Annotated in this window: 20 protein-coding genes; 7 read left to right on the plus strand and 13 right to left on the minus strand. The window is 57.1% G+C overall.

The window, feature by feature from the left end; all coding sequences use genetic code 11:
- Position 1: 1 nt before the first annotated feature.
- The gene (gsiD, locus tag OTG14_RS02720) at positions 2-913 is read left to right on the plus strand and encodes a glutathione ABC transporter permease GsiD (RefSeq protein ID WP_024908682.1); all 912 of its coding nucleotides are present in this window, start codon (positions 2-4) and stop codon (positions 911-913) included.
- A gap of 59 nt (positions 914-972) precedes the next feature.
- Here the strand turns inward: gsiD and rimO are convergent, their stop codons facing one another.
- Both rimO and OTG14_RS02730 read right to left on the minus strand, forming a co-directional pair.
- Entirely contained in the window at positions 973-2,298 is a 1,326-nt protein-coding gene (gene rimO, locus OTG14_RS02725) for a 30S ribosomal protein S12 methylthiotransferase RimO (protein ID WP_023335043.1), read from the minus strand.
- A 353-nt stretch (positions 2,299-2,651) separates the two neighbouring features.
- Positions 2,652-3,569 (minus strand): LysR family transcriptional regulator, encoded by a 918-nt coding sequence (locus tag OTG14_RS02730; protein WP_267214543.1) that lies wholly within the window; start codon positions 3,567-3,569, stop codon positions 2,652-2,654.
- Between the two features lie 204 nt (positions 3,570-3,773).
- Between OTG14_RS02730 and bssR the strand changes: the two genes are divergently transcribed.
- Together bssR and OTG14_RS02740 are read left to right on the plus strand one after the other, a co-directional pair.
- Positions 3,774-4,157, plus strand: a complete 384-nt coding sequence (gene bssR / locus OTG14_RS02735) for a biofilm formation regulator BssR (protein WP_024908680.1) — start codon at positions 3,774-3,776, stop codon at positions 4,155-4,157.
- 106 nt (positions 4,158-4,263) lie between these two features.
- Positions 4,264-5,382, plus strand: a complete 1,119-nt coding sequence (locus tag OTG14_RS02740; protein ID WP_267214544.1) for a PQQ-dependent sugar dehydrogenase — start codon at positions 4,264-4,266, stop codon at positions 5,380-5,382.
- Here the strand turns inward: OTG14_RS02740 and OTG14_RS02745 are convergent, their stop codons facing one another.
- Positions 5,383-6,009 carry a glutathione S-transferase family protein gene (locus OTG14_RS02745; protein ID WP_024908678.1) on the minus strand — a complete coding sequence of 209 codons (627 nt, stop codon included), beginning with the start codon at positions 6,007-6,009 and terminating at the stop codon, positions 5,383-5,385.
- A gap of 241 nt (positions 6,010-6,250) precedes the next feature.
- Here OTG14_RS02745 and dacC point away from each other — a divergent pair, with 241 nt between their 5' ends.
- Positions 6,251-7,456: a serine-type D-Ala-D-Ala carboxypeptidase gene (dacC, locus tag OTG14_RS02750; protein WP_047653218.1), complete on the plus strand. Its 1,206-nt coding sequence runs from the start codon at positions 6,251-6,253 to the stop codon at positions 7,454-7,456.
- A 67-nt stretch (positions 7,457-7,523) separates the two neighbouring features.
- On the opposite strand, the gene deoR is transcribed toward dacC, so the two are convergent.
- The 3 genes from deoR to OTG14_RS02765 all read right to left on the minus strand — a co-directional run bounded on the left by deoR (position 7,524) and on the right by OTG14_RS02765 (position 9,694).
- The gene (gene deoR, locus OTG14_RS02755) at positions 7,524-8,282 is read right to left on the minus strand and encodes a DNA-binding transcriptional repressor DeoR (RefSeq protein ID WP_008503427.1); all 759 of its coding nucleotides are present in this window, start codon (positions 8,280-8,282) and stop codon (positions 7,524-7,526) included.
- 67 nt (positions 8,283-8,349) lie between these two features.
- Positions 8,350-8,958, minus strand: coding sequence for an undecaprenyl-diphosphate phosphatase (ybjG, locus tag OTG14_RS02760; protein WP_024908675.1), 609 nt, complete (start codon positions 8,956-8,958; stop codon positions 8,350-8,352).
- Positions 8,959-8,965: 7 nt separating this feature from the next.
- Entirely contained in the window at positions 8,966-9,694 is a 729-nt protein-coding gene (locus OTG14_RS02765; protein WP_267214545.1) for a phosphatase PAP2 family protein, read from the minus strand.
- Between the two features lie 168 nt (positions 9,695-9,862).
- Here OTG14_RS02765 and OTG14_RS02770 point away from each other — a divergent pair, with 168 nt between their 5' ends.
- A complete protein-coding gene (locus OTG14_RS02770) occupies positions 9,863-11,095 on the plus strand; it encodes an MFS transporter (protein WP_032649341.1) in 1,233 nt (410 codons plus the stop codon).
- A gap of 486 nt (positions 11,096-11,581) precedes the next feature.
- On the opposite strand, the gene OTG14_RS02775 is transcribed toward OTG14_RS02770, so the two are convergent.
- Both OTG14_RS02775 and OTG14_RS02780 read right to left on the minus strand, forming a co-directional pair.
- Positions 11,582-12,394: a Cof-type HAD-IIB family hydrolase gene (locus OTG14_RS02775; RefSeq protein ID WP_267214546.1), complete on the minus strand. Its 813-nt coding sequence runs from the start codon at positions 12,392-12,394 to the stop codon at positions 11,582-11,584.
- The gene (locus tag OTG14_RS02780; RefSeq protein WP_267214547.1) at positions 12,384-13,598 is read right to left on the minus strand and encodes an MFS transporter; all 1,215 of its coding nucleotides are present in this window, start codon (positions 13,596-13,598) and stop codon (positions 12,384-12,386) included. Before OTG14_RS02780 ends, OTG14_RS02775 begins: the two co-directional genes overlap by 11 nt.
- Positions 13,599-13,679: 81 nt before the next feature.
- Here OTG14_RS02780 and OTG14_RS02785 point away from each other — a divergent pair, with 81 nt between their 5' ends.
- Positions 13,680-14,231, plus strand: a complete 552-nt coding sequence (locus OTG14_RS02785; protein ID WP_267214548.1) for a TetR/AcrR family transcriptional regulator — start codon at positions 13,680-13,682, stop codon at positions 14,229-14,231.
- Here the strand turns inward: OTG14_RS02785 and OTG14_RS02790 are convergent.
- The 5 genes from OTG14_RS02790 to OTG14_RS02810 all read right to left on the minus strand — a co-directional run bounded on the left by OTG14_RS02790 (position 14,228) and on the right by OTG14_RS02810 (position 19,150).
- Complete coding sequence (locus OTG14_RS02790) at positions 14,228-14,998, minus strand: SDR family NAD(P)-dependent oxidoreductase (RefSeq protein ID WP_267214549.1); 771 nt, start codon at positions 14,996-14,998, stop codon at positions 14,228-14,230. The genes OTG14_RS02785 and OTG14_RS02790 overlap by 4 nt on opposite strands.
- 118 nt (positions 14,999-15,116) lie before the next feature.
- Complete coding sequence (gene arsC, locus OTG14_RS02795; protein ID WP_267214550.1) at positions 15,117-15,548, minus strand: glutaredoxin-dependent arsenate reductase; 432 nt, start codon at positions 15,546-15,548, stop codon at positions 15,117-15,119.
- Positions 15,549-15,560: 12 nt separating this feature from the next.
- Positions 15,561-16,850, minus strand: a complete 1,290-nt coding sequence (locus OTG14_RS02800; RefSeq protein WP_267214551.1) for an arsenic transporter — start codon at positions 16,848-16,850, stop codon at positions 15,561-15,563.
- A gap of 40 nt (positions 16,851-16,890) precedes the next feature.
- Positions 16,891-17,211, minus strand: a complete 321-nt coding sequence (locus OTG14_RS02805) for a metalloregulator ArsR/SmtB family transcription factor (protein ID WP_193540338.1) — start codon at positions 17,209-17,211, stop codon at positions 16,891-16,893.
- A gap of 253 nt (positions 17,212-17,464) precedes the next feature.
- On the minus strand, positions 17,465-19,150 hold the full coding sequence (locus OTG14_RS02810; RefSeq protein ID WP_014169303.1) for an aspartate:alanine antiporter: 1,686 nt from the start codon (positions 19,148-19,150) through the stop codon (positions 17,465-17,467).
- A 273-nt stretch (positions 19,151-19,423) separates the two neighbouring features.
- Here OTG14_RS02810 and OTG14_RS02815 point away from each other — a divergent pair, with 273 nt between their 5' ends.
- Positions 19,424-19,798, plus strand: coding sequence for an inner membrane protein YbjM (locus OTG14_RS02815; protein ID WP_061715676.1), 375 nt, complete (start codon positions 19,424-19,426; stop codon positions 19,796-19,798).
- Positions 19,799-19,823 lie beyond the last annotated feature (25 nt).

A 19,823-nucleotide genomic window follows, 5' to 3' on the forward strand; every position in this document is an offset into this window, starting at 1 on the left:
GATGCGATTGTTGAACTGGCGACGTCAGGCCGTTTTAAACGCGATGCCGGGGCTAAAACCGGACCACGTCCGCACCCCGTGGTCTGAATTCTGGCGGCGTTTTCGCCGTCAGCCGGTCGCGATGACCGCGGGGCTGTTTGTGCTGCTGCTGATTGCGGTGGCGGTGATTGCGCCGTGGGTGGCGCCGTTTGATGCGGAAAACTATTTTGACTACGACCGTCTGAACGACGGACCGTCGATGCTGCACTGGTTCGGCGTGGACTCCCTCGGGCGCGATATCTTTAGCCGCGTGCTGGTGGGGGCGCAGATCTCGCTTGCCGCCGGGGTGTTCGCGGTGCTGATTGGCGCGGCCATCGGTACCGTGCTGGGTCTCGTTGCCGGGTATTACGAAGGCTGGTGGGATCGCATCATCATGCGCATCTGCGACGTGCTGTTTGCTTTTCCCGGCATTTTGCTGGCGATTGCCGTGGTGGCGATCATGGGCAGCGGCATGGCAAACGTCATCATTGCGGTCGCGGTGTTTTCGATTCCGGCGTTTGCTCGTCTTGTCCGCGGCAACACGCTGGTGCTGAAACAACAGACCTTTATCGAGTCGGCCCGCAGTATGGGGGCCAGCGACGCCACCATTCTCTTCAGCCATATTCTGCCGGGGACGGTGTCGTCCATCGTGGTCTATTTCACCATGCGTATCGGCGTGTCGATTATCTCGGCGGCCAGCCTGTCGTTTCTGGGGTTAGGGGCTCAGCCTCCAACGCCGGAGTGGGGCGCGATGCTGAACGAGGCGAGGGCAGATATGGTGATTGCCCCGCACGTGGCGATCTTCCCAAGTCTGGCGATTTTCCTGACCGTGCTGGCGTTTAATCTGCTGGGGGACGGGCTGCGCGACGCGCTGGATCCGAGGATTAAGGGGTAGTGCTGTGAAATGTGCCGGGTGGCGGCTACGCCTTACCCGGCCTACTACAGAGGGGGAGATTAAACCCGGCTACCCCACAGGTCATACTCATCCGCGTTTTCAACCTTCACGCGAATAATATCACCCGGCTTAACGCTGGTTTCGCCGTTCAGGTACACCGCACCGTCGATTTCAGGGGCGTCCGCCATGCTGCGGCCAATCGCGCCTTCTTCATCCACTTCGTCGATGATAACCATAATCTCGCGGCCCACTTTTTCCTGCAGACGTTCAGCAGAGATCTGCTGCTGCAGCTGCATGAAGCGGTTCCAGCGCTCCTCTTTCACCTCTTCCGGCACCTGGTCCGCCAGCTCGTTGGCGGTTGCGCCTTCTACCGGGCTGTACTTGAAGCAGCCGACACGGTCCAGACGTGCTTCTTTCAGGAAGTCGAGCAGCATCTGGAAGTCTTCTTCGGTTTCACCCGGGAAGCCGACGATGAAGGTGGATCGCAGGGTCAGATCCGGGCAGATCTCGCGCCACTGCTTGATGCGCGCCAGCTGGCGGTCAACGGAGCCAGGACGCTTCATCAGCTTCAGAATGCGCGGGCTGGCGTGCTGCAGCGGGATATCCAGGTACGGCAGAATCTTGCCTTCCGCCATCAGCGGGATCACGTCGTCAACGTGCGGGTACGGGTAGACGTAGTGCAGACGCGTCCAGATACCGAGTTTGGACAGCTGCTCGCACAGGCCCACCATGCTGGTTTTCACCGGCTCGCCGTTGTGGAAACCGGAGCGATGTTTGACGTCTACGCCGTAGGCCGAGGTGTCCTGGGAGATGACCAGCAGCTCCTTCACGCCCGCGTCGGCCAGACGTTTGGCTTCCGCCAGCACTTCACCAATGGGACGGCTCACCAGATCGCCACGCATGGACGGAATGATGCAGAAGGTGCAGCGATGGTTGCAGCCTTCGGAAATTTTTAAGTAAGCATAGTGGCGCGGCGTCAGCTTCACGCCCTGTTCCGGCACCAGGCTTAGGAACGGGTTGTGTTTGGGTTTTGGCACGTAGTGATGAACATGTTGCAGCACCTGCTCGTAGCTGTGCGGGCCGGTGATCTCCAGCACCTTCGGGTGTACTTCGCGGATCTGGTCTTCTTTCGCGCCCAGACAGCCGGTCACGATCACTTTGCCGTTTTCCGTCAGGGCTTCACCGATGGCTTCCAGTGACTCCTGAACCGCGCTGTCGATAAACCCGCAGGTGTTAACGATCACCATATCGGCGTTGTCGTAGCTTGGCACCACGTCATAGCCCTCGGTGCGCAGTTCGGTCAGGATGCGTTCTGAATCCACCAGGTTTTTCGGGCAGCCCAGGGAGACGAAGCCGATTTTCGGCTGGTGCGTAACATTGCTCATAGGTTAAAAATTCATCAATTATGGAGTTATCAGGGCGGGATTTTACAGCGTATCGCGGGGGATTTATACAGGTCTGTGGCGATCTCAGCAGGTTTGGATCAACCGCTTTGCTTAGCAACACTGTTTAGAATTACTTATCCCGGCTTTAAGCGATGCTAATTGGCTAATAAATCATCAAAAGATATCTTTCACCCTGTCAACATGACTTGTGAGATCCTTAATGAAAGATATGTATGTCCAGTCCAAAGTCGCTATGGCTAAAACCCTTTATGCGCACGGCGTCAAGCTAACCGATATTGCTGTCGCAACAGGGCTAAATCCGCGAAAAATTAAATCAGAACTGAAACGCGCCGCTAAGTTGTCGGGACCAGCAGGTCATCCAGCACAGTAGAGAGCAATTTATTGCTCTCTTTTCGGTATGAGGAGTAAGTGCTGAATTTCGGTAACGGGAACGGGGTGCCAACTCGTCTGAGCTTGTACATCTCTGAGTAAGTGGCAAAGGCGCGCTCGGGAATAATCCCCAGACATGGAGTTTTGGCGATAATGATTAGAATGGAAGCAAACGAGGTGGTGAGTAAACAGCGTTCGCTGGAGCGGAATTTTTTATCAGCGATGCTGCGGTAATAAATAATTTTTTCGTTTTTAGTGTTATAGCCCACCAGGCTGGCATTTCTGAACAGCTCTTCATCGATAGTACTGCCATAAAGCGGGTTATCCTGCGCGGCGACAAGCACCAGGTCTATATCGCACACCTTCTGACATCGGATGTTGCTGTTTTCCACTGAGAACGTAGAGAACACCACATCAGCCTGACGCATGTTCAGCAGTTCAGTGGTTTTTTGTTCATTCAGGTCTTCAGTGCGATGCAGCAGACTAATGTCTGAATTCGTTTCAAGGAGCTTTTCCGTTAATTCCGGCACCACCAGCGGAGAAATAAAGGATTCTGTATAAAGCGTCACGCGCTTCTTACGTGAGGGGACTGAGTCAGGCAGAAGGGTGGAGAGCTTATCGATTATCGAGATTGTATTATCGTAAAGCTCATCTGAAAACACCGTCGGCAGCAGGATGTTGCCGCTGCGGACAAAGAGGTTGTCCCCCATCATTTCACGCAGTTTTCGCAGCGACTGGCTGACAGCAGAAGCGGATATGTCCAGCATATCGGCAACCTTAGAAATGCTTCCTACGCTATAGATTAAGCAAAAGATGGTGAGAAGATTCAGGTCTACCTTAGAGAGAGAACATATTTTTTCAGACACCGGGAGTGCTGCCATACTCACCTCTGCGAGTGCGATTTTGCAAGCCATTCAGCCTAATAAAAAAGTAGCATAGCTCCCCGGAACGCGCTTCGCTGCGCGTGAGGTTGTAACATTGTAAATTATGTTAATCAGTTAATAAAAATTGATCCCAGGCATTAAACTGTACAAAAAATGAACTTATCCTGACTATGCACCATGGCTGACAGAGGAGGAAAGAGCATGACCGTTGACAGACTGAAACGCGATCTGCTGAACAAGCTGATCAACGCCCGAATCGACCTGGCCGCGTACCTGCAGTTGAGGAAGGCAAAAGGGTATATGTCAGTCAGCGAAAGCGAACATCTGCGTGATAACCTGTTTGAACTGTGTAATTTCATGCGTGAAAAAGCACCGACCCTGAAGGCGAACGGCGGCGAAAGTGAAGAAATAGCGCTGCGCCGCGCCGCCGAGGTGCTCTCCATTGCAGGGGTGTGTCTGATGAACGGACGCCACGACTGCCCGAACTTTATCGCCGTAAACGCGGAGAAGCTTGAAAACTGCCTGACAACGCTCTCTCTATGCATCATGTGTCTGAACGAGCACAAACAGCTTGAACAGCACTGATCCCGGGGGAGGCAACTCCCCCTTCTGATTAAGCTTTTGTAAAAGTGGTAACGCGCCCGGATGCAGTGGCTAACCTTTATGCCATATGCCGATAAAGGAGCGCGTTATGCCTCGATCCTCGCTAACTTCCCTGCCTGCGTTGTTCATTCCGTTTTCGCTTCTTGCTGCCCCAGAGGCGGTCAAGGTCGAGGTATTGCAAAATAAACTCGATCACCCCTGGTCTCTGGCGTTTCTGCCGGACAATCAAGGCCTGCTGGTAACCCTGAAGGACGGTCAGCTCAAACGCTGGCAGGCCGGAAAAGGGTTGTCCGATCCGATTATCGGCGTGCCGAAGGTCTGGGCAAACGGTCAGGGAGGATTGCTGGACGTGGTCCTCGCCCCGGATTTTGAAAAATCGCGCCGCGTCTGGCTGAGCTTCGCCGAAGCAGGGAGTGATGGCAAAGCCGGAACGGCGGTGGGCTATGGCCGGCTAAGCGACGATTTTACGCGTATTGAAGCCTTCCAGGTGGTGTTCCGCCAGATGCCGAAACTCTCCACCGGGAACCATTTTGGTGGACGACTGGTGTTTGACGGCAAAGGTTCTCTCTTTATCGGACTCGGCGAGAACAACCGGCGTCCGACGGCGCAGGATCTGGATAAATTGCAGGGTAAAGTGGTGCGCCTCACCGAAGACGGGAAAGTCCCGTCGGATAACCCCTTTGTGAAGACCCCCGGCGCGCGGCCCGAAATCTGGTCTTACGGCATTCGCAACCCGCAGGGGATGGCGATGAATCCCTGGAGCGACACGCTGTGGCTGAACGAGCACGGACCGCGCGGCGGGGATGAGATCAACATCCCGGAGAAGGGTAAGAACTACGGCTGGCCGCTGGCGACGCACGGCATTAACTACAGCGGCCTGAAAATACCGGAAGCCAAAGGCGAGCACGTTGAGGGTACCGAGAAGCCGCTGTTCGTCTGGAAGGTCTCACCCGCGGTGAGCGGCATGGCGTTCTACAACAGCGACGTTTTCCCGCAGTGGCAAAACAAACTCTTTATTGGGGCGCTGAAGGAGAAGGACGTGATCGTGCTGAGCGTGGAGGGAAACAAGGTGACGGAGGACGGGCGCATTCTGGGCGACCGGGACCAGCGTATTCGCGATGTGCGGGTCGGGCCGGATGGGTATCTGTATGTCCTGACCGACGAGACGGACGGGCAGCTGTTGAAAGTCAGCCCGTCCGGAGCGTAATCAGGTGACCGGGATCATCACCACGTTGCGGTACGCCGGGCGATCGCTCAGCTGTTTAAGCCAACGCTCAAGGTGAGGGCGCGGCGTCCACTTCAGGCCCATGTTGGTCAGGTTCCAGACAAACGGCGCCACGGCGATATCGCCTGTGCCGAACGCCTCGCCGGAGAACCAGGCGTGCTTCGCCAGCTCGTCATCCATCATCGCAAACAGATTTTCGCAGGCATCCTGCGCGGCGTGAATTGCGGGATAGTCACGTTCAGCTTCCGGCGTGCGGATAAGCCCCATCAGGATCACGCGGTGGGTCGGGGATAACGTCTGGTTTGCCCAGTCCATCCACTTTTCGCCCTGAGCGCGTCGGGCGGGGTTTTCAACCCACAGGCGGCCCTGACCGTACTGCGCGGCGAGGTAACGCACAATGGTGTTGGACTCCCATAGCGTCGCGTCTGTTTCATCATCGCGCAGCAGCGGCACCAGGCCGTTCGGGTTCATGGCCAGATAGTCGGCCTCTTTGTTTACGCCGAACGACATGCCAGCCATGATTTGATTGAACGGTAAATCCAGCTCTTCCAGCGTCCAGAGCACTTTCTTAACGTTGGTCGAATTATTTCTGCCCCACAGCGTAATCATATTTACTCCCGATGAGATGTGAATCCGAGTCAGCCTTTCGCCATGGTGAGATAAACCTAACAATTACGCAACAGAAGACAAAAAAATCGTCTTAATCAAAGCGTATCTGAATGTTATTGCATAAACTTTAATAACTTTACCCTCGTTGGGTTTCTTTAACCGTTTTAGTGCGCTATTACTCATCGCTTCTTGCGACACGGTGATGTGACGTAATTTTTGAATGGACACTCGGGTGGCATTTATGACGCGTAAAATGACTTCTCTGCGCAGCCTGGCGACCGGCTCTGCGCTTCTTTTCCTGTTTGCACCAACGCTCTACGCAGCTGAACAGGCTGCGCCCGAAGCGCCGCCTGTGGATGCGCGCGCCTGGATCCTGATGGATTATTCCAGCGGTAAAGTGCTGGCGGAAGGGAATGCGGATGAGAAACTCGATCCGGCAAGCCTGACCAAAATCATGACCAGCTATGTGGTGGGCCAGGCGTTAAAAGCGGGCAAGATCAAGCTGGACGATATGGTAACCATCGGTAAGGACGCGTGGGCGACCGGCAACCCGGCGCTGCGCGGATCATCGGTGATGTTCCTGAAGCCGGGCGATCAGGTTTCCGTTTCCGATCTGAACAAAGGGGTAATTATTCAGTCGGGAAATGATGCGTGCATCGCGCTGGCCGATTACGTTGCCGGCAGCCAGGATTCTTTCATTGGTTTGATGAATGGCTACGCGCAAAAGCTGGGCCTGACCAATACGACCTTTAAAACGGTTCACGGTCTGGATTCGCCGGGGCAGTTCAGTACCGCGCGCGACATGGCGCTGCTGGGGAAAGCGCTGATCCACGACGTGCCGGATGAATACGCAATCCACAAAGAGAAAGAGTTTACCTTCAACAAAATCCGCCAGCCGAACCGCAACCGCCTGCTGTGGAGCAGCAACGTCAATGTGGACGGGATGAAAACCGGCACCACGGCGGGTGCAGGTTATAACCTGGTGGCCTCCGCGACCCAGGGCGACATGCGCCTGATTTCGGTGGTGCTGGGCACCAAAACCGACCGTATTCGCTTTAATGAGTCAGAAAAACTGCTTACCTGGGGCTTCCGCTTCTATGAAACCGTGACGCCGATTAAACCGGATGCCACGTTCGTCAGCCAGCGCGTCTGGTTTGGTGACAAGAGCGAAGTGAACCTGGGCGCGGGTGAGGCGGGCTCGGTGACCATTCCGCGCGGTCAGCTGAAAAACCTGAAAGCCAGCTACACCCTGACCGACCCGCAGCTCACCGCGCCGCTGAAAAAAGGCCAGGTGGTCGGAACCATTGATTTCCAGCTCAACGGTAAGTCGATTGAACAGCGTCCGCTGATTGTGATGGAAGCGGTGGAAGAGGGCGGCTTCTTCAGCCGGATGTGGGATTTCGTGATGATGAAATTCCACGGGTGGTTTGGCAGCTGGTTTAGCTAACCTCGATGGGTTTTCTCCCTCTCCCTGTGGGAGAGGGCCGGGGTGAGGGCATCAGACCGCACCCCGTTTAATACATCAACTTCACCTGCTGCGCCTTCGCGTGGGCCACGATCTCGTCGTCCGGGCGGCAGTCGCTGACGATGGCATCGAACTGCGCCAGCTCGCCCATTCTTGCCGAACGCACCTTACCAAACTTGCTGTGATCGACCACCAGCACATGGTACTGCGCGGCGCTCAACGCCCAGTGCTTCACCGGCAGCTCTTCCAGATTAAAGCAGGTCGCGCCCTGACGCACGTTGACGCCTGCGGCGGAATAAAACGCGATATCCGGGCAGAGATTGCTGAGCGTGTCCTGCAGGTTAAGCGGCTTAAAGATGGCGTTGCTGGCGTGAAACTCGCCGCCGCAGAGGATCACCCGGCACTCGGGTTTCTCCTGAAGCGCCAGAAAGGTGTTCAGGGAGTAGCAGACGGCGGTGAACGGAATGCTGCTGTCGATGGCCTCGATAATCCACGGCGTAGTGGTACCGCAGTCAAAAAACAGCGTCTGGTGCGGCTGTACCAGTGAGGCTGCAAGCCGCGCGGCTTTGCGTTTCTCTTCCACCAGGCGCGTCTTCTGGTCGCTGATCAGATAATGGCTGGCGCTGCGCGGCTCAAGCACAATATACCCGCCCAGCAGCACGACGGGCGCGCTCTCGCTGTTCAGATCCCGACGAATGGTCATCTCTGAGACGCCGAGGAGGTTGGCGGCTTCCTTAAGATGCAGCTTATCGCTGCGCTTCAGCGCCTGTAGCAGCTGAGCAATGCGGTCATCGCGACGTGTTTCCATAGTTCCTCGGGATAAAAAAGTGAACCCCCGCAGGGCGGGGGTTCAAGTGTAACCTGTCAGGTTGGGGTTAGTCACGTATCCAGCCTTTGCGGATCGGGATAGCGAAAATGGCACGATAGAGCGAAGACAGCGTGCGGTAGAGCGCTTCACCGAAGAGACTCCACAGGATAGCCGCGCTCACGCAGCCAATCAGCCCGACCAGGAAACCGCCCACCATATCCAGCGGCCAGTGAACGCCCAGGTAAATGCGAGACCAGGCGATTGCCAGGGCCGCCACCATCAGGACCGCACCAGACCACAGGCGATGCCAGAATAGGAAAGCCAGTGCGAAGGTGAAGATCACCGTACCGTGATCGCTCGGGAACGAGTCATCCGGCGCGTGGTGCAGGAAGGTATAGCCCACGTGAGCCACAAAAGGACGGGGGTGCGGGAACACATGACCCAGTGCGAAGCTCACCAGAACGCTCACGCCCAGCGCCATCGCCACTTTGATCACCAGCTGGCGGTGCGCTTTCACCTGGCTACGAGGTCCCCACAGCCAGAGGATGGCGGCCAGCGCTGGCACGATACTGATCAGATCTTTTGCCAGGAAGGTGGCAAAGTCGATCGTCCACTCAGGCGAGGCCGGCGTGGCGTTGATCAGATAAAACAGCTGATAATTCAGATTCTCTAACATAGCGTTATCACTCTTTAGCAAACCGGGTGGAAACAAGGCCGTAGACCACCACCTGAGAAAACCAGACCCACCACCCAGCCCACAGGTTGTGAGAGAAAAAATGTGCCCCGCGCATGATCTGGCCGTAGCCCATCACCAGACCTAACACCACGCCCAGCGCGACGAAGCACCAGGCGAGACGCGGACGCTCGCGCCAGAAGGCAAAAAACAGCCCCATCACCATAAAGCCGCTGGAGGCGTGACCGCCGGGGAAGCAGCGCCCCGGACCGTTGTCAGCAGGGACGGCGCTGAACAGGGGATAAGAGACGGCCTTACCGCCATATTCCACCAGATCCCACGGGCAGCTGTGATGGCTCACGCTTTTCAGCACGCCTACCACCAGCGCACCAACGCCCATCAGCAGCGCCGCCGTGACCAGCCTTGCGTTACGCTTGTAAGCGCCGTAAAACAGCGCCACGGCACCTAAGGCGATGGCAATGTACTTCGCCAGACGGTGGTTCAGCAGATCCAGCAGATGGTCTTTCTGCAGCGGGAAGCTCTGCGTTGCCGCGTCATACCAAAAACCGGTGATCCATCTGTCGAGCGCTTCATTGCGTGATAACCACGTGAAAAGCACGGCAAGGACGACCAGTACGAAAAGCTGATAACCATAAAAGCGGCCCGGCAAGCGGTAAAGTCGTTTTGTCTTATTTGTCTGTAAGTTAGACAATTCTGAACGGCTGGAAGTGAGTGCCATAATTTGGGGTCGTTGACGAGTAATGGGGCTATCATAAATCTGTCAACTTAAGGAAACCTTAAACGAAGACGATATGTGCTTTATTTCTGTTTATCCTCGATAAATCACTATCTCGGGCTGCGGCATTTCATTAAACTCGTCGCGATTTTGTCATTATAAAGAGATTGCATGTTAAACCGTTCTTCTTCTGGTTCACGTCTGGGTCGTCAGGCGTTGCTTTTCCCTCTGTGTCTGGTGCTCTACGAATTTTCTACCTATATCGGCAACGATATGATCCAGCCCGGTATGCTGGCCGTAGTGGCGCAGTACAACGCGGGAATCGAGTGGGTACCGACCTCCATGACCGCCTATCTGGCCGGCGGCATGTTTTTGCAGTGGCTGTTAGGTCCGCTGTCGGATCGTATTGGCCGTCGTCCGGTGATGCTGACGGGCGTGGTGTGGTTTATCGTCACCTGTCTTGCCACGCTGCTGGCGCAAAACATTGAACAATTTACCCTGCTGCGCTTCCTGCAGGGGGTGAGCCTGTGCTTTATCGGCGCCGTGGGGTATGCCGCCATTCAGGAGTCGTTTGAAGAGGCGGTGTGCATCAAAATTACCGCGCTGATGGCGAACGTGGCGCTTATCGCCCCCTTACTCGGGCCGCTGGTGGGGGCCGCGTGGGTGCACGTTGCGCCGTGGGAAGGGATGTTTGTGCTCTTTGCGCTTCTCGCCGCCTTCGCGTTCTTTGGCCTGCACCGTGCGATGCCGGAAACGGCCACCCGCATCGGCGAGAAACTCTCGCTGAAAGAGCTGGGGAGGGATTACAAAGAAGTGCTGAAGAATGGCCGCTTTGTGGCGGGCGCGCTGGCGACCGGGTTCGTTAGCCTGCCGCTGCTGGCGTGGATCGCCCAGTCGCCGGTCATTATCATCAGCGGTGAAAAGCTCAGCAGCTATGAGTATGGTCTGCTGCAGGTGCCGATCTTTGGCGCGCTGATTATCGGCAACCTGGTGCTGGCACGTCTGACGTCACGACGCACCGTGCGTTCACTGATTATCATGGGCGGCTGGCCGATTGCCGCAGGGCTGATTCTGGCAGCGGTGGCGACCGTTGCGTCATCACACGCTTATCTGTGGATGACGGCAGGACTCAGCATTTACGCCTTCGGGATTGGCGTGGCGAACGCCGGGCTGGTGCGCCTGACGCTGTTTGCCAGCGAGATGAGTAAAGGCACGGTCTCCGCGGCGATGGGGATGCTGCAGATGCTGATTTTTACCGTCGGTATTGAGGTGAGCAAGCATGCCTACGCGATGGGCGGTAACGGGCTGTTCAGCCTGTTTAACCTCGCCAACGGCGTGCTGTGGGTTGGCCTGATGGTGGTGTTCCTGAAGGACAAACGCGTCGGGAACGCCCTGCAACCGTGATCTTTATTCCCTCTCCTCGTGGGCTGAGGGTTCCTCACAAAATAATGCCTGCACGGGCGACTCCCTCTCCCTTGAGGGAGAGGGCAGGGGTGAGGGGGAACATACGGCTCTGGTGGTCATTCCGTTCACTTTATGTTTCTTGCTACTCTTTAACGACACGACCTGTGAACGTGCCATGGCGGCTCAATCGCCGCCGCCCTGGCGACCCGGGCTCCCGGCGGTAAATCGCCGCTTCGCGGTGCCCTCAGCTTATTCCTTCAGGCTATCGGGTCGGGCATGAGCCTGCATCCCTGCAGGCCACGCCCTCTCGGCGCATCCGTGCGCCTCGCCCCGGCCTTACGGAAACGCTTCGGCGATTTACAGCCGGACCAGGGCGTTGCTGTAAGCCATTTATTTTCCTGAAACTATATTCATCGCTTCCGGTTAAAAAATGACTGGGGATTCCTATCCCTGTGGGAGAGGGTAAAGCCAACAGACCGCACGCGGTCAATTAAACGGCGCCTCCCCGTTCAGCACCTTATCAATCACATCCAGCACGCCTTCATCGTTATTATGCGGTGCTTCAAAACGCGCCGCCGCTTTGATATGCGGTCTGGCATTCGCCATCGCAAAGCTGAACCCGGACTGGCGCAGCATCTCCACGTCGTTGCCGCTGTCGCCGAAGGCCACCACATCGCTGTTCTCTATCCCCCAGCGCTGCTGCAGGATCCGCAGGCCGTTGGCCTTATGCACGCCGGGGATAATCAGGTCGATACTGCCGTGACCGGTGGTGACGGGCACCATGATGTCGCTGAGTTTTTCATGCAGCAGCGCCTGAATCCGCGGAATTTCATCATCGGATACGTTAAGCCCGAACTTGAAGAAAATATCGTTCAGGTTGCCGAAATCGCTGACCATTTCCAGACGGTGATAGTACTTTGCCGCGATGGCCTTAAAGCCCTCGTCATAGCATTTCAGCGTGTAGGCGCTGCTTTTCCCGCAGGCGATGATCTCAATACCCGGCACGTCGCTTAACACGTTCGCGACCGTGTCGAAATGGGCTCTCGACAGTTCACCGTTAAAGACATCTTCTCCTTCGCTCACGACCCAGCCACCGTTCTCGGCGACGAACGCAATTTCATGCGCAATCTCCGGGAAAAAGGAGATTAACTGGTAGTACTGGTTGCCGCTGGCGACCACAAAGCGAATGCCTTGCGCCTTCATGCGGGCGTACTGCGCCAGAAAGCGCGGGCGATTATAGGTCTTGGCATCGCTCAGAAAAGTACCATCCATGTCGACGGCGATCAGTTTAACGCTCATATCCCTTCTCCAGTGTCGTTTGTTTCGTTTCCGGCTTTGCCACCGCGCGCGCCACCAGCGCCGCGATGATGACCAACCCTAACACCACCAGCATGGTGCTGCGCAGTCCGTAGTGCTCACCGAGGAAGCCGAGCAGCGGCGGCCCGACCAGGAAGGCGAGATAGCCCGTGGTTGCCACTACGCTGACGCGCGTCGGGGCATCCGGGCCGGTGTCGCTGGCGGCTGAAATGGTCAGCGGGAAGCCGAGCGACGCACCCAGCCCCCAGAGGATCACCGAGACCCCGGCAATCCAGTCCACATCGACAAAGATGATCATCGCGATGCCCAGACCGCCCAGCAGGGCGCTGGCGCGCACTACCGCCACGCGGCTGTAGCGGTCGATAAACCAGCCGCCGGTGAAGCGTCCGACGGTCATCCCCAGCGTAAACCCGGCGTAGATCAGCGAGCCGGAGGTCGGGCTAAAGCCGTGGCCGTCCACCATCAGCAGCGGCAGCCAGTCGTTGGCAGATCCTTCCGCGAACGCCATCGCCAGCACCACCACGCCGATCAGCATCAGCTGGAAGTCGCGGTAGAAGGGCAGCCCTCTTTCGGCCGAGTGCTGTTCGTCAGCGGAGTTTTTGCCGTTACCGTCCGGGATCGCCCGGATGCCGGTAAGAATGGGAATGATGCACACCAGCGCCGCCAGCAGAATATGCAGATTGGCGCTCACGCCGGTGGCGGTCAGCGCCATCCCCACGCCGGCACCGGCCAGCGTGCCGAGGCTGTAAAAACCGTGCATCATCGGCAACACGGTTTTGTTCATCTCACGTTCGACCGCCGCCCCTTCAACGTTGATGGCAACTTCTGCAGAACCGAAGCTACCGCCAAATACCGTCAGGCCCAGGGCGAAGAGCACCGGTGAGGCAAACCACAGCGCCACGCTCAGCACGATCATCCCGAACACCGCGAAGCACATGGTAGTGCGGATCACCGCCCGCGTACCGAAGCGCTTAACCAGCCAGGCAGAGCAGAGAATGCCGCTCATGGAGCCTATCGACAGGCCAAACAGCACGATGCCCATCTCAGCGGTAGAAACGGACAAAATATCGCGAATGGCGGGGGTGCGCGTGGCCCAGGAGGCCATCAGCAGGCCGGGAATGAAGAAGAACATAAACAGCGCCCACATGCGGAGCTGCAGGGCTTTGCGGGGAGAGGTCAGCGTCATTGGGGTAGCACCAGAAGTACAACAATAGCGACAACACTAGCAAGTTTGTGTACATTTGTACACAAACCACGTGAGGAATTTATGAGCAGACCACCGAACGATCCGCATCGCCGGGAGAAGATCCTGCAGGCAACGCTCGATACCATTGCCGAGCACGGGATCCACGCCGTCACGCACCGTAAAATCGCCACCTGTGCGGGCGTGCCGCTGGGGTCGATGACCTACTATTTCGACGGCATGGAGCCGCTGCTGGAGGAGGCCTTCACGTGGTTTACCCGGCAGATGTCGCAGCAGTACCGGGATTTCTTTGCCGGCGTCACCGGGCCGGAGATGGCGTGCGAATCCATCACTACGCTGATCCACAGCTCGCAGGTGACCACGCCGCACAACATGGCGCTGATGTACCAGCTCTACGCCTTTATGCACCGCAGCGCGGCGCTCAAAACGGTGATGCAGGACTGGATGAAGATGAGCCAGACCACGCTGGAGCAGTGGTTCGACCCGGTCACCACCCGCGCGCTGGATGCGTTTATCGAAGGGATGACGCTGCACTACGTGACCGACCGGACGCCGCTATCCCGCGAGGAGATCCGGGCGATGGTGGGGAGGATTGCGGGCGAGGGCAAAGGCTAGGTTGCGCGCGCGGTCATATTGACGGTAGTTCCCGTGATGGCACCTGCCGCATCTGATACCAGAAACGTAATCGTGTCTGCTACCTGCGCCAGCGTCGGCAGGCGATGCGTCAGGGTACTTTGCGCGGCACCGCCGAGAAATTGCTCAACCGTTATCCCCATCGCCTGCGCCTTGGCGGCGAAAATGGCACCCACATACGAACCCGCCTGCACCGCATCGGCTATCGCGTGCGAACGCAGACACAGCACACGAATATTTTGAGTCCCCAACTCAGCCGCAAGCGCCCGGGTCAAGGCTTCCGTACCCGCGCAGCCGACGATATGCCCGAGGTGGCCTGCCATCGCCATGTTTGCGGCGGGGGCGACGACGGTAATTATGGTCCCGCCATGCTCGCCGCCCATGCGGGATGACACGGCTTTCGCAATGTTAAAGTACGCGGCCAGGAAAGGGTCGAAACCCTGCCTGAACTCGCCGAGCGTTAACGCCTCAAGGCGTTTACCCTGATCGTGCAGAAAGCCTGTGGCGTTGACGACGATATCAATGCGGGCAAGGTCCGGGAGTTGCGAGGACTCCTCAAGCGCATCGAAAATAAACGTGCTGGCAGAACCGCCCGCTGCGCGAATACGGCTGGCGACCTGCTCCAGCTTGGTGTGGTCACGTGCGGCGAGGTATACATCCGCTCCTTCACGCGCCAGAGCGTGCGCAGTTGCGCTGCCGATAGCGCCGCTGCCGCCGAAGATGACGGCGGTTTTGTTTTTAAAGCCCATACCTGCATACCCTCACCAGACTTAACCCTCAACAGTATGTGCCGGGTTTCGGCGGATGCAACTCAACCGTTGGGTGGGGCATGCGGTTGGCAGATCTTACCGTGCCATTATCAATGGGTTACTTTGGCGAGATTTTTTTCCCGCTGGCGTCTACGACGGCTTCGCCATCCTCTTTCGTAAACGCTCCTTTTTGCGCGTCCGGCAGAATATCGAGAACGACTTCAGACGGGCGGCACAGGCGGGTGCCCAGCGGCGTCACCACGATCGGACGATTAATCAGGATCGGGTGCTGCAGCATAAAATCGATAAGCTGGTCGTCGGTGAAGCTATCGTCGGCAAGGCCGAGCTGTTCATAGGGCTCCACGTTTTTACGCAACAGATCCCGCACTGAAATGCCCATCTCGGCAATCAGGGCGGTCAGCTTATCGCGCGACGGCGGGGTTTCCAGATAGAGGATAATCTCTGGCTCCGTGCCGCTGTTGCGGATCATCTCCAGCGTGTTGCGCGAAGTGCCGCAGGCGGGGTTGTGGTAAATGGTGATGTGGCTCATATCAGTGGCTCATTACAGTGTGAAGGAGAGACGTAGCGCCAGCGCGGCGAGCGTCACAAACAGGACCGGCAGCGTCATGATGATGCCCGTCCGGAAATAGTAGCCCCAGGTAATCGTCATGTTTTTCTGCGCCAGCACGTGGAGCCAGAGCAGGGTGGCGAGGCTGCCGATAGGCGTGATTTTCGGCCCCAGATCGCAGCCAATCACGTTGGCGTAAATCATCGCGTCCTTGATCAACCCAGTTGCCGTGCTGCCGTCAATGGAGAGCGCGCCAATCAGCACCGTGGGCATATTGTTCATTATGGAAGACAGGAACGCGGTGATGAACCCTGTTCCCAGCGTGGCGGCCCATAATCCGTGTCCGGCCAGGCTATTCAGTACACCTGAGAGATATTCCGTCAGCCCGGCATTGCGCAGGCCATACACCACCAGATACATCCCCAGCGAGAAGATGACGATCTGCCACGGTGCGCCGCGCAGCACTTTTCCGGTGTTTATTGCATGTCCGCGTTTTGCGACGGCGAACAAAATCAGCGCGCCGACGGTCGCAATGGCGCTGACCGGAATACCCAGAGGCTCCAGCACGAAGAAACCGACGAGCAGAAGCAGCAGGACGATCCAGCCCGTTCTGAACGTGGGGAGATCGTGAATGGCCCGCGCGGGTTCGCGGAGTTTCGCCAGGTCATATTCCGGCGGAATTTCCTTGCGGAAGAACAGATGGAGCATGACCAGCGTTGCGGCAATTGCAGCGACATCAACGGGAATCATCACCGAAGCATATTCACTGAACCCCAGCGTGAAGAAGTCTGCCGAGACGATGTTGACCAGGTTCGACACAATCAGCGGCAGGCTGGCGGTATCGGCGATAAAACCTGCCGCCATCACAAACGCCAGCGTAGCCTGCTTGCTGAACCCCAGCGCCAGCAGCATGGCGATAACGATAGGCGTCAGGATCAGCGCTGCGCCGTCATTGGCAAACAGCGCCGCCACGGCTGCGCCCAGCAGCACGATATAAGTAAACAGCAATCGCCCGCGACCGTTTCCCCAGCGGGCAACGTGCAGCGCCGCCCACTCGAAAAAGCCGGACTCATCCAGCAGCAGGCTGATGATGATGACGGCAATGAACGTTGCCGTGGCGTTCCAGACGATATTCCACACGACCGGAATATCGTTTACGTGGATCACGCCGCTGAACAGCGCCAGCACGGCGCCGATGGTTGCGCTCCAGCCAATACTCAGTCCTTTGGGCTGCCAGATGACCAGTACCAGCGTAAACAGAAAAATAGCCCCTGCCAGAAACATTGTTTACTCCGTTATATCTGTTTTTGTGAATGTGTTTGGGTTAGCACGAGCCCGGAAGTCGGTTTTTCAGCTTCAGACGCGTCTCTTCCCGCAGGCAGTTCCAGCTGGTGTCGATAACGGCTGCCGCCCATGCAGGCATGTTGGGAGAGAGACGGTAATGGACCCATTTCCCCTCGCGACGGTCGATCACCAGCCCGGACTCGCGGAGCAGGGCCATGTGGCGGGAGACCTTTGGCTGAGATTCGGCGGTGGCGGCGCAGAGATCGCAGACGCACAGCTCGCCTGTTTCACGGAGCAGCATGACGATGGCGAGCCGCGTTTCGTCGGAAAGGGTTTTGAAGAGCTGGAGTGGGTGGAGCATGGGTGTTCCTGCAGGCGCGGTTTTTATATGCGTTTAATCATATATGTTTTAATGGCTGGAGAGAAGGTGATATTTGAGCAAAGGGAATTTCAGGCAACAAAAAACCCATCAACCTTGAACCAAAACGGCGGGGTTGATGGGCTCCACAAATTGGGGACATCAAAGAAAAGCAGTGGCACTAGTTATGACTGCCCCCTGATAAAAAAGTTCTGCGCGTAACAAAAATATTTTCCGCCACGCGCATTCTTAGGAGTTATCCGAGTCCTGGCCAGATGATGATAATCAGCGTACCCGCCAGCGTCAGCAGCACGTTAGCGATAGCGTACGTGCCCGCATAGCCCAGCGCCGGAATGTTGCTGCGCGCGGTGTCGCTGATGATTTCCATCGCTGGAGCACAGGTACGCGCCCCCATCATCGCCCCGAAGAGCAGGGCGCGGTTCATGCGCAGCACGTAGGCACCGAACAGGAAACAGATAACGACCGGTACCAGGCTGACGATAAGTCCGGAAACCAACATCTGCCAGCCGACGGCACCGAGGCTGTGACCAATCCCGCTGCCCGCGCTTAAGCCGACGCCTGCCATAAAGACCATCAGACCGAACTCTTTCACCATGTTCAGCGCGCCCTGCGGAATATAGCCGAAGGTCGGGTGGTTGGCTCGCAGGAAGCCCAGCATGATCCCGGCGAACAGCAGACCGGCGGCGTTACCGATGCCGAAACTAAAGTTGCTGAACTGGAAGGTGATCATCCCGATCATCAGGCCAACGATAAAGAAGGCGCAGAAGGCCAGCAGGTCGGTGACCTGGCTGTGAATCGAGATAAAGCCGATGCGGTCGGCCACGGTTTTCACGCGGCGGGCGTCGCCGCTGACCTGCAGCACGTCGCCTTTGTTGAGCACGACGTTATCGTCGATAGGCATCTCAATCTGGCTGCGGATCACACGGTTAAGGAAGCAGCCGTGGTCGGTCAGCTTCAGCTGCGCCAGACGGCGGCCCACGGCGTTATGGTTTTTCACCACGATCTCTTCGGTGACGATACGCATGTCGAGCAGGTCGCGGTCGAACACCTCTTTGCCGTTACGGAAGCTCGGGTCGAGACGGGCGTGGGCGTCCGGGTAACCCACCAGCGCGATGTCGTCACCCATCTGCAGCACCGCGTCGCCGTCCGGGTTCGCCAGAATGCCGTTGCGGCGGATACGTTCGATGTAGCAGCCCGTCTGGCGGTAAATCCCCAGCTCGCGCAGATTTTTGCCGTCAGCCCATGCCACCAGCTCCGGCCCGACGCGATAGGCGCGGATCACCGGGAGATAGACTTTACGTTTGGAGTCGGTATCCAGACCGCGCTCGCGGGCGATTTGCTGGGCGCTGGTCTGCAGATCCTGGTGCTGCAGTTTTGGCAGGTAGCGTGCGCCAACGATCAGGCTCACCAGACCAATCAGATAGGTCAGGGCGTAGCCGAGACTCAGGTGGTCGAGCGCGGTAGAAAGCTGTGCGCCGGCCATGCCGGAATGGCGCAGGGTATCACCGGCACCCACGAGCACGGGGGTGGAGGTCATGGAGCCTGCCAGCATACCGGCCGTTAACCCGATATCCCAGCCAAACAGTTTACCCAGCCCTAACGCGATCAGCAGCGCGCTGCCGACCATCACCAGCGCCAGCATCAGATAATTTTTGCCGTCGCGGAAGAAAATTGAAAAAAAGTTCGGTCCCGCTTCCACGCCAACACAAAAAATAAACAGCATAAAACCTAAGTTGAGCGCGTCCGTGTTAATGCTGAAGTGCTGCTGGCCTAATAATAAGGAGACGACTAAAACGCCAATGGAATTACCAAGTTGAACTGAACCCAGGCGCAATTTACCCAGGCAAAGGCCCAGCGCCAGTACCACAAATAATAACAGGATGTAATTCCCATTTAACAAGTCTGCGACGTTTATATTCACGGAGGCTAACTTCTTGTTTACCAGTAAGTTGTTGAATGAAAGGACTTTTTGGGCTACTGTTTTCTGGGTCAGGGAAAGGCGTTAACGCTCCCTGTTTCCTGCTTTATTCCCTAAAACATTAGCTGGCGTGTAGTTTAATCGCATTAGCTACTGACAGCTACTGATTATCGCATCACCCTGTGCGTACTTTGGCAAGGATTGCCGCATTGCTTTATCTGACTGGGCGTCTACCCGACGAAAGTGTATTTGATAGAGATAAGTCAGGAGGATAGTTTGAACACTAAACGAAACTGGGCGGGGGTGATCAGCTGCTTTTTGCTGTTCACGGTCGTATGCATGTCGCTTGCTTTTAACGTGAAAGGTGCATTCAGGGCGTCGGGTCATCCGGAGCTGGGGCTGCTCTTTTTTACGCTGCCGGGGGCTGCTGCCAGTTTTCTCTCCCGTAAAGGGGAGGTGGTGAAGCCGCTGCTGGGCGCCATGCTGGCCGCGCCGCTCTGTTTGCTGCTGATGCGCTTGCTCTATATATCAACGCGTAGTTTCTGGCAGGAGCTGGCATGGCTGATGAGCGCCGTATTCTGGTGCGCCCTTGGCGCGCTCTGCTACTTATTTGTGCGCAGTCTGCTTCAGCACCGACGGCACCACAAATAAAAACGCCCTCTCGGTGAGGGCGTCC

It is taken from the genome of Enterobacter pseudoroggenkampii (assembly GCF_026420145.1).
GTDB classification, from domain to species: Bacteria; Pseudomonadota; Gammaproteobacteria; order Enterobacterales; family Enterobacteriaceae; genus Enterobacter; species Enterobacter pseudoroggenkampii.

Bases quoted from the DNA above. Each gene is read 5' to 3' on its own strand.
- gsiD (WP_024908682.1), top strand. From the start codon at position 2: ATGCGATTGTTGAACTGGCGACGTCAGGCCGTTTTAAACGCGATGCCG.
- rimO (WP_023335043.1), bottom strand. From the start codon at position 2,298: ATGAGCAATGTTACGCACCAGCCGAAAATCGGCTTCGTCTCCCTGGGC.
- OTG14_RS02730 (WP_267214543.1), bottom strand. From the start codon at position 3,569: ATGGCAGCACTCCCGGTGTCTGAAAAAATATGTTCTCTCTCTAAGGTA.
- bssR (WP_024908680.1), top strand. From the start codon at position 3,774: ATGACCGTTGACAGACTGAAACGCGATCTGCTGAACAAGCTGATCAAC.
- OTG14_RS02740 (WP_267214544.1), top strand. From the start codon at position 4,264: ATGCCTCGATCCTCGCTAACTTCCCTGCCTGCGTTGTTCATTCCGTTT.
- OTG14_RS02745 (WP_024908678.1), bottom strand. From the start codon at position 6,009: ATGATTACGCTGTGGGGCAGAAATAATTCGACCAACGTTAAGAAAGTG.
- dacC (WP_047653218.1), top strand. From the start codon at position 6,251: ATGACGCGTAAAATGACTTCTCTGCGCAGCCTGGCGACCGGCTCTGCG.
- deoR (WP_008503427.1), bottom strand. From the start codon at position 8,282: ATGGAAACACGTCGCGATGACCGCATTGCTCAGCTGCTACAGGCGCTG.
- ybjG (WP_024908675.1), bottom strand. From the start codon at position 8,958: ATGTTAGAGAATCTGAATTATCAGCTGTTTTATCTGATCAACGCCACG.
- OTG14_RS02765 (WP_267214545.1), bottom strand. From the start codon at position 9,694: ATGGCACTCACTTCCAGCCGTTCAGAATTGTCTAACTTACAGACAAAT.
- OTG14_RS02770 (WP_032649341.1), top strand. From the start codon at position 9,863: ATGTTAAACCGTTCTTCTTCTGGTTCACGTCTGGGTCGTCAGGCGTTG.
- OTG14_RS02775 (WP_267214546.1), bottom strand. From the start codon at position 12,394: ATGAGCGTTAAACTGATCGCCGTCGACATGGATGGTACTTTTCTGAGC.
- OTG14_RS02780 (WP_267214547.1), bottom strand. From the start codon at position 13,598: ATGACGCTGACCTCTCCCCGCAAAGCCCTGCAGCTCCGCATGTGGGCG.
- OTG14_RS02785 (WP_267214548.1), top strand. From the start codon at position 13,680: ATGAGCAGACCACCGAACGATCCGCATCGCCGGGAGAAGATCCTGCAG.
- OTG14_RS02790 (WP_267214549.1), bottom strand. From the start codon at position 14,998: ATGGGCTTTAAAAACAAAACCGCCGTCATCTTCGGCGGCAGCGGCGCT.
- arsC (WP_267214550.1), bottom strand. From the start codon at position 15,548: ATGAGCCACATCACCATTTACCACAACCCCGCCTGCGGCACTTCGCGC.
- OTG14_RS02800 (WP_267214551.1), bottom strand. From the start codon at position 16,850: ATGTTTCTGGCAGGGGCTATTTTTCTGTTTACGCTGGTACTGGTCATC.
- OTG14_RS02805 (WP_193540338.1), bottom strand. From the start codon at position 17,211: ATGCTCCACCCACTCCAGCTCTTCAAAACCCTTTCCGACGAAACGCGG.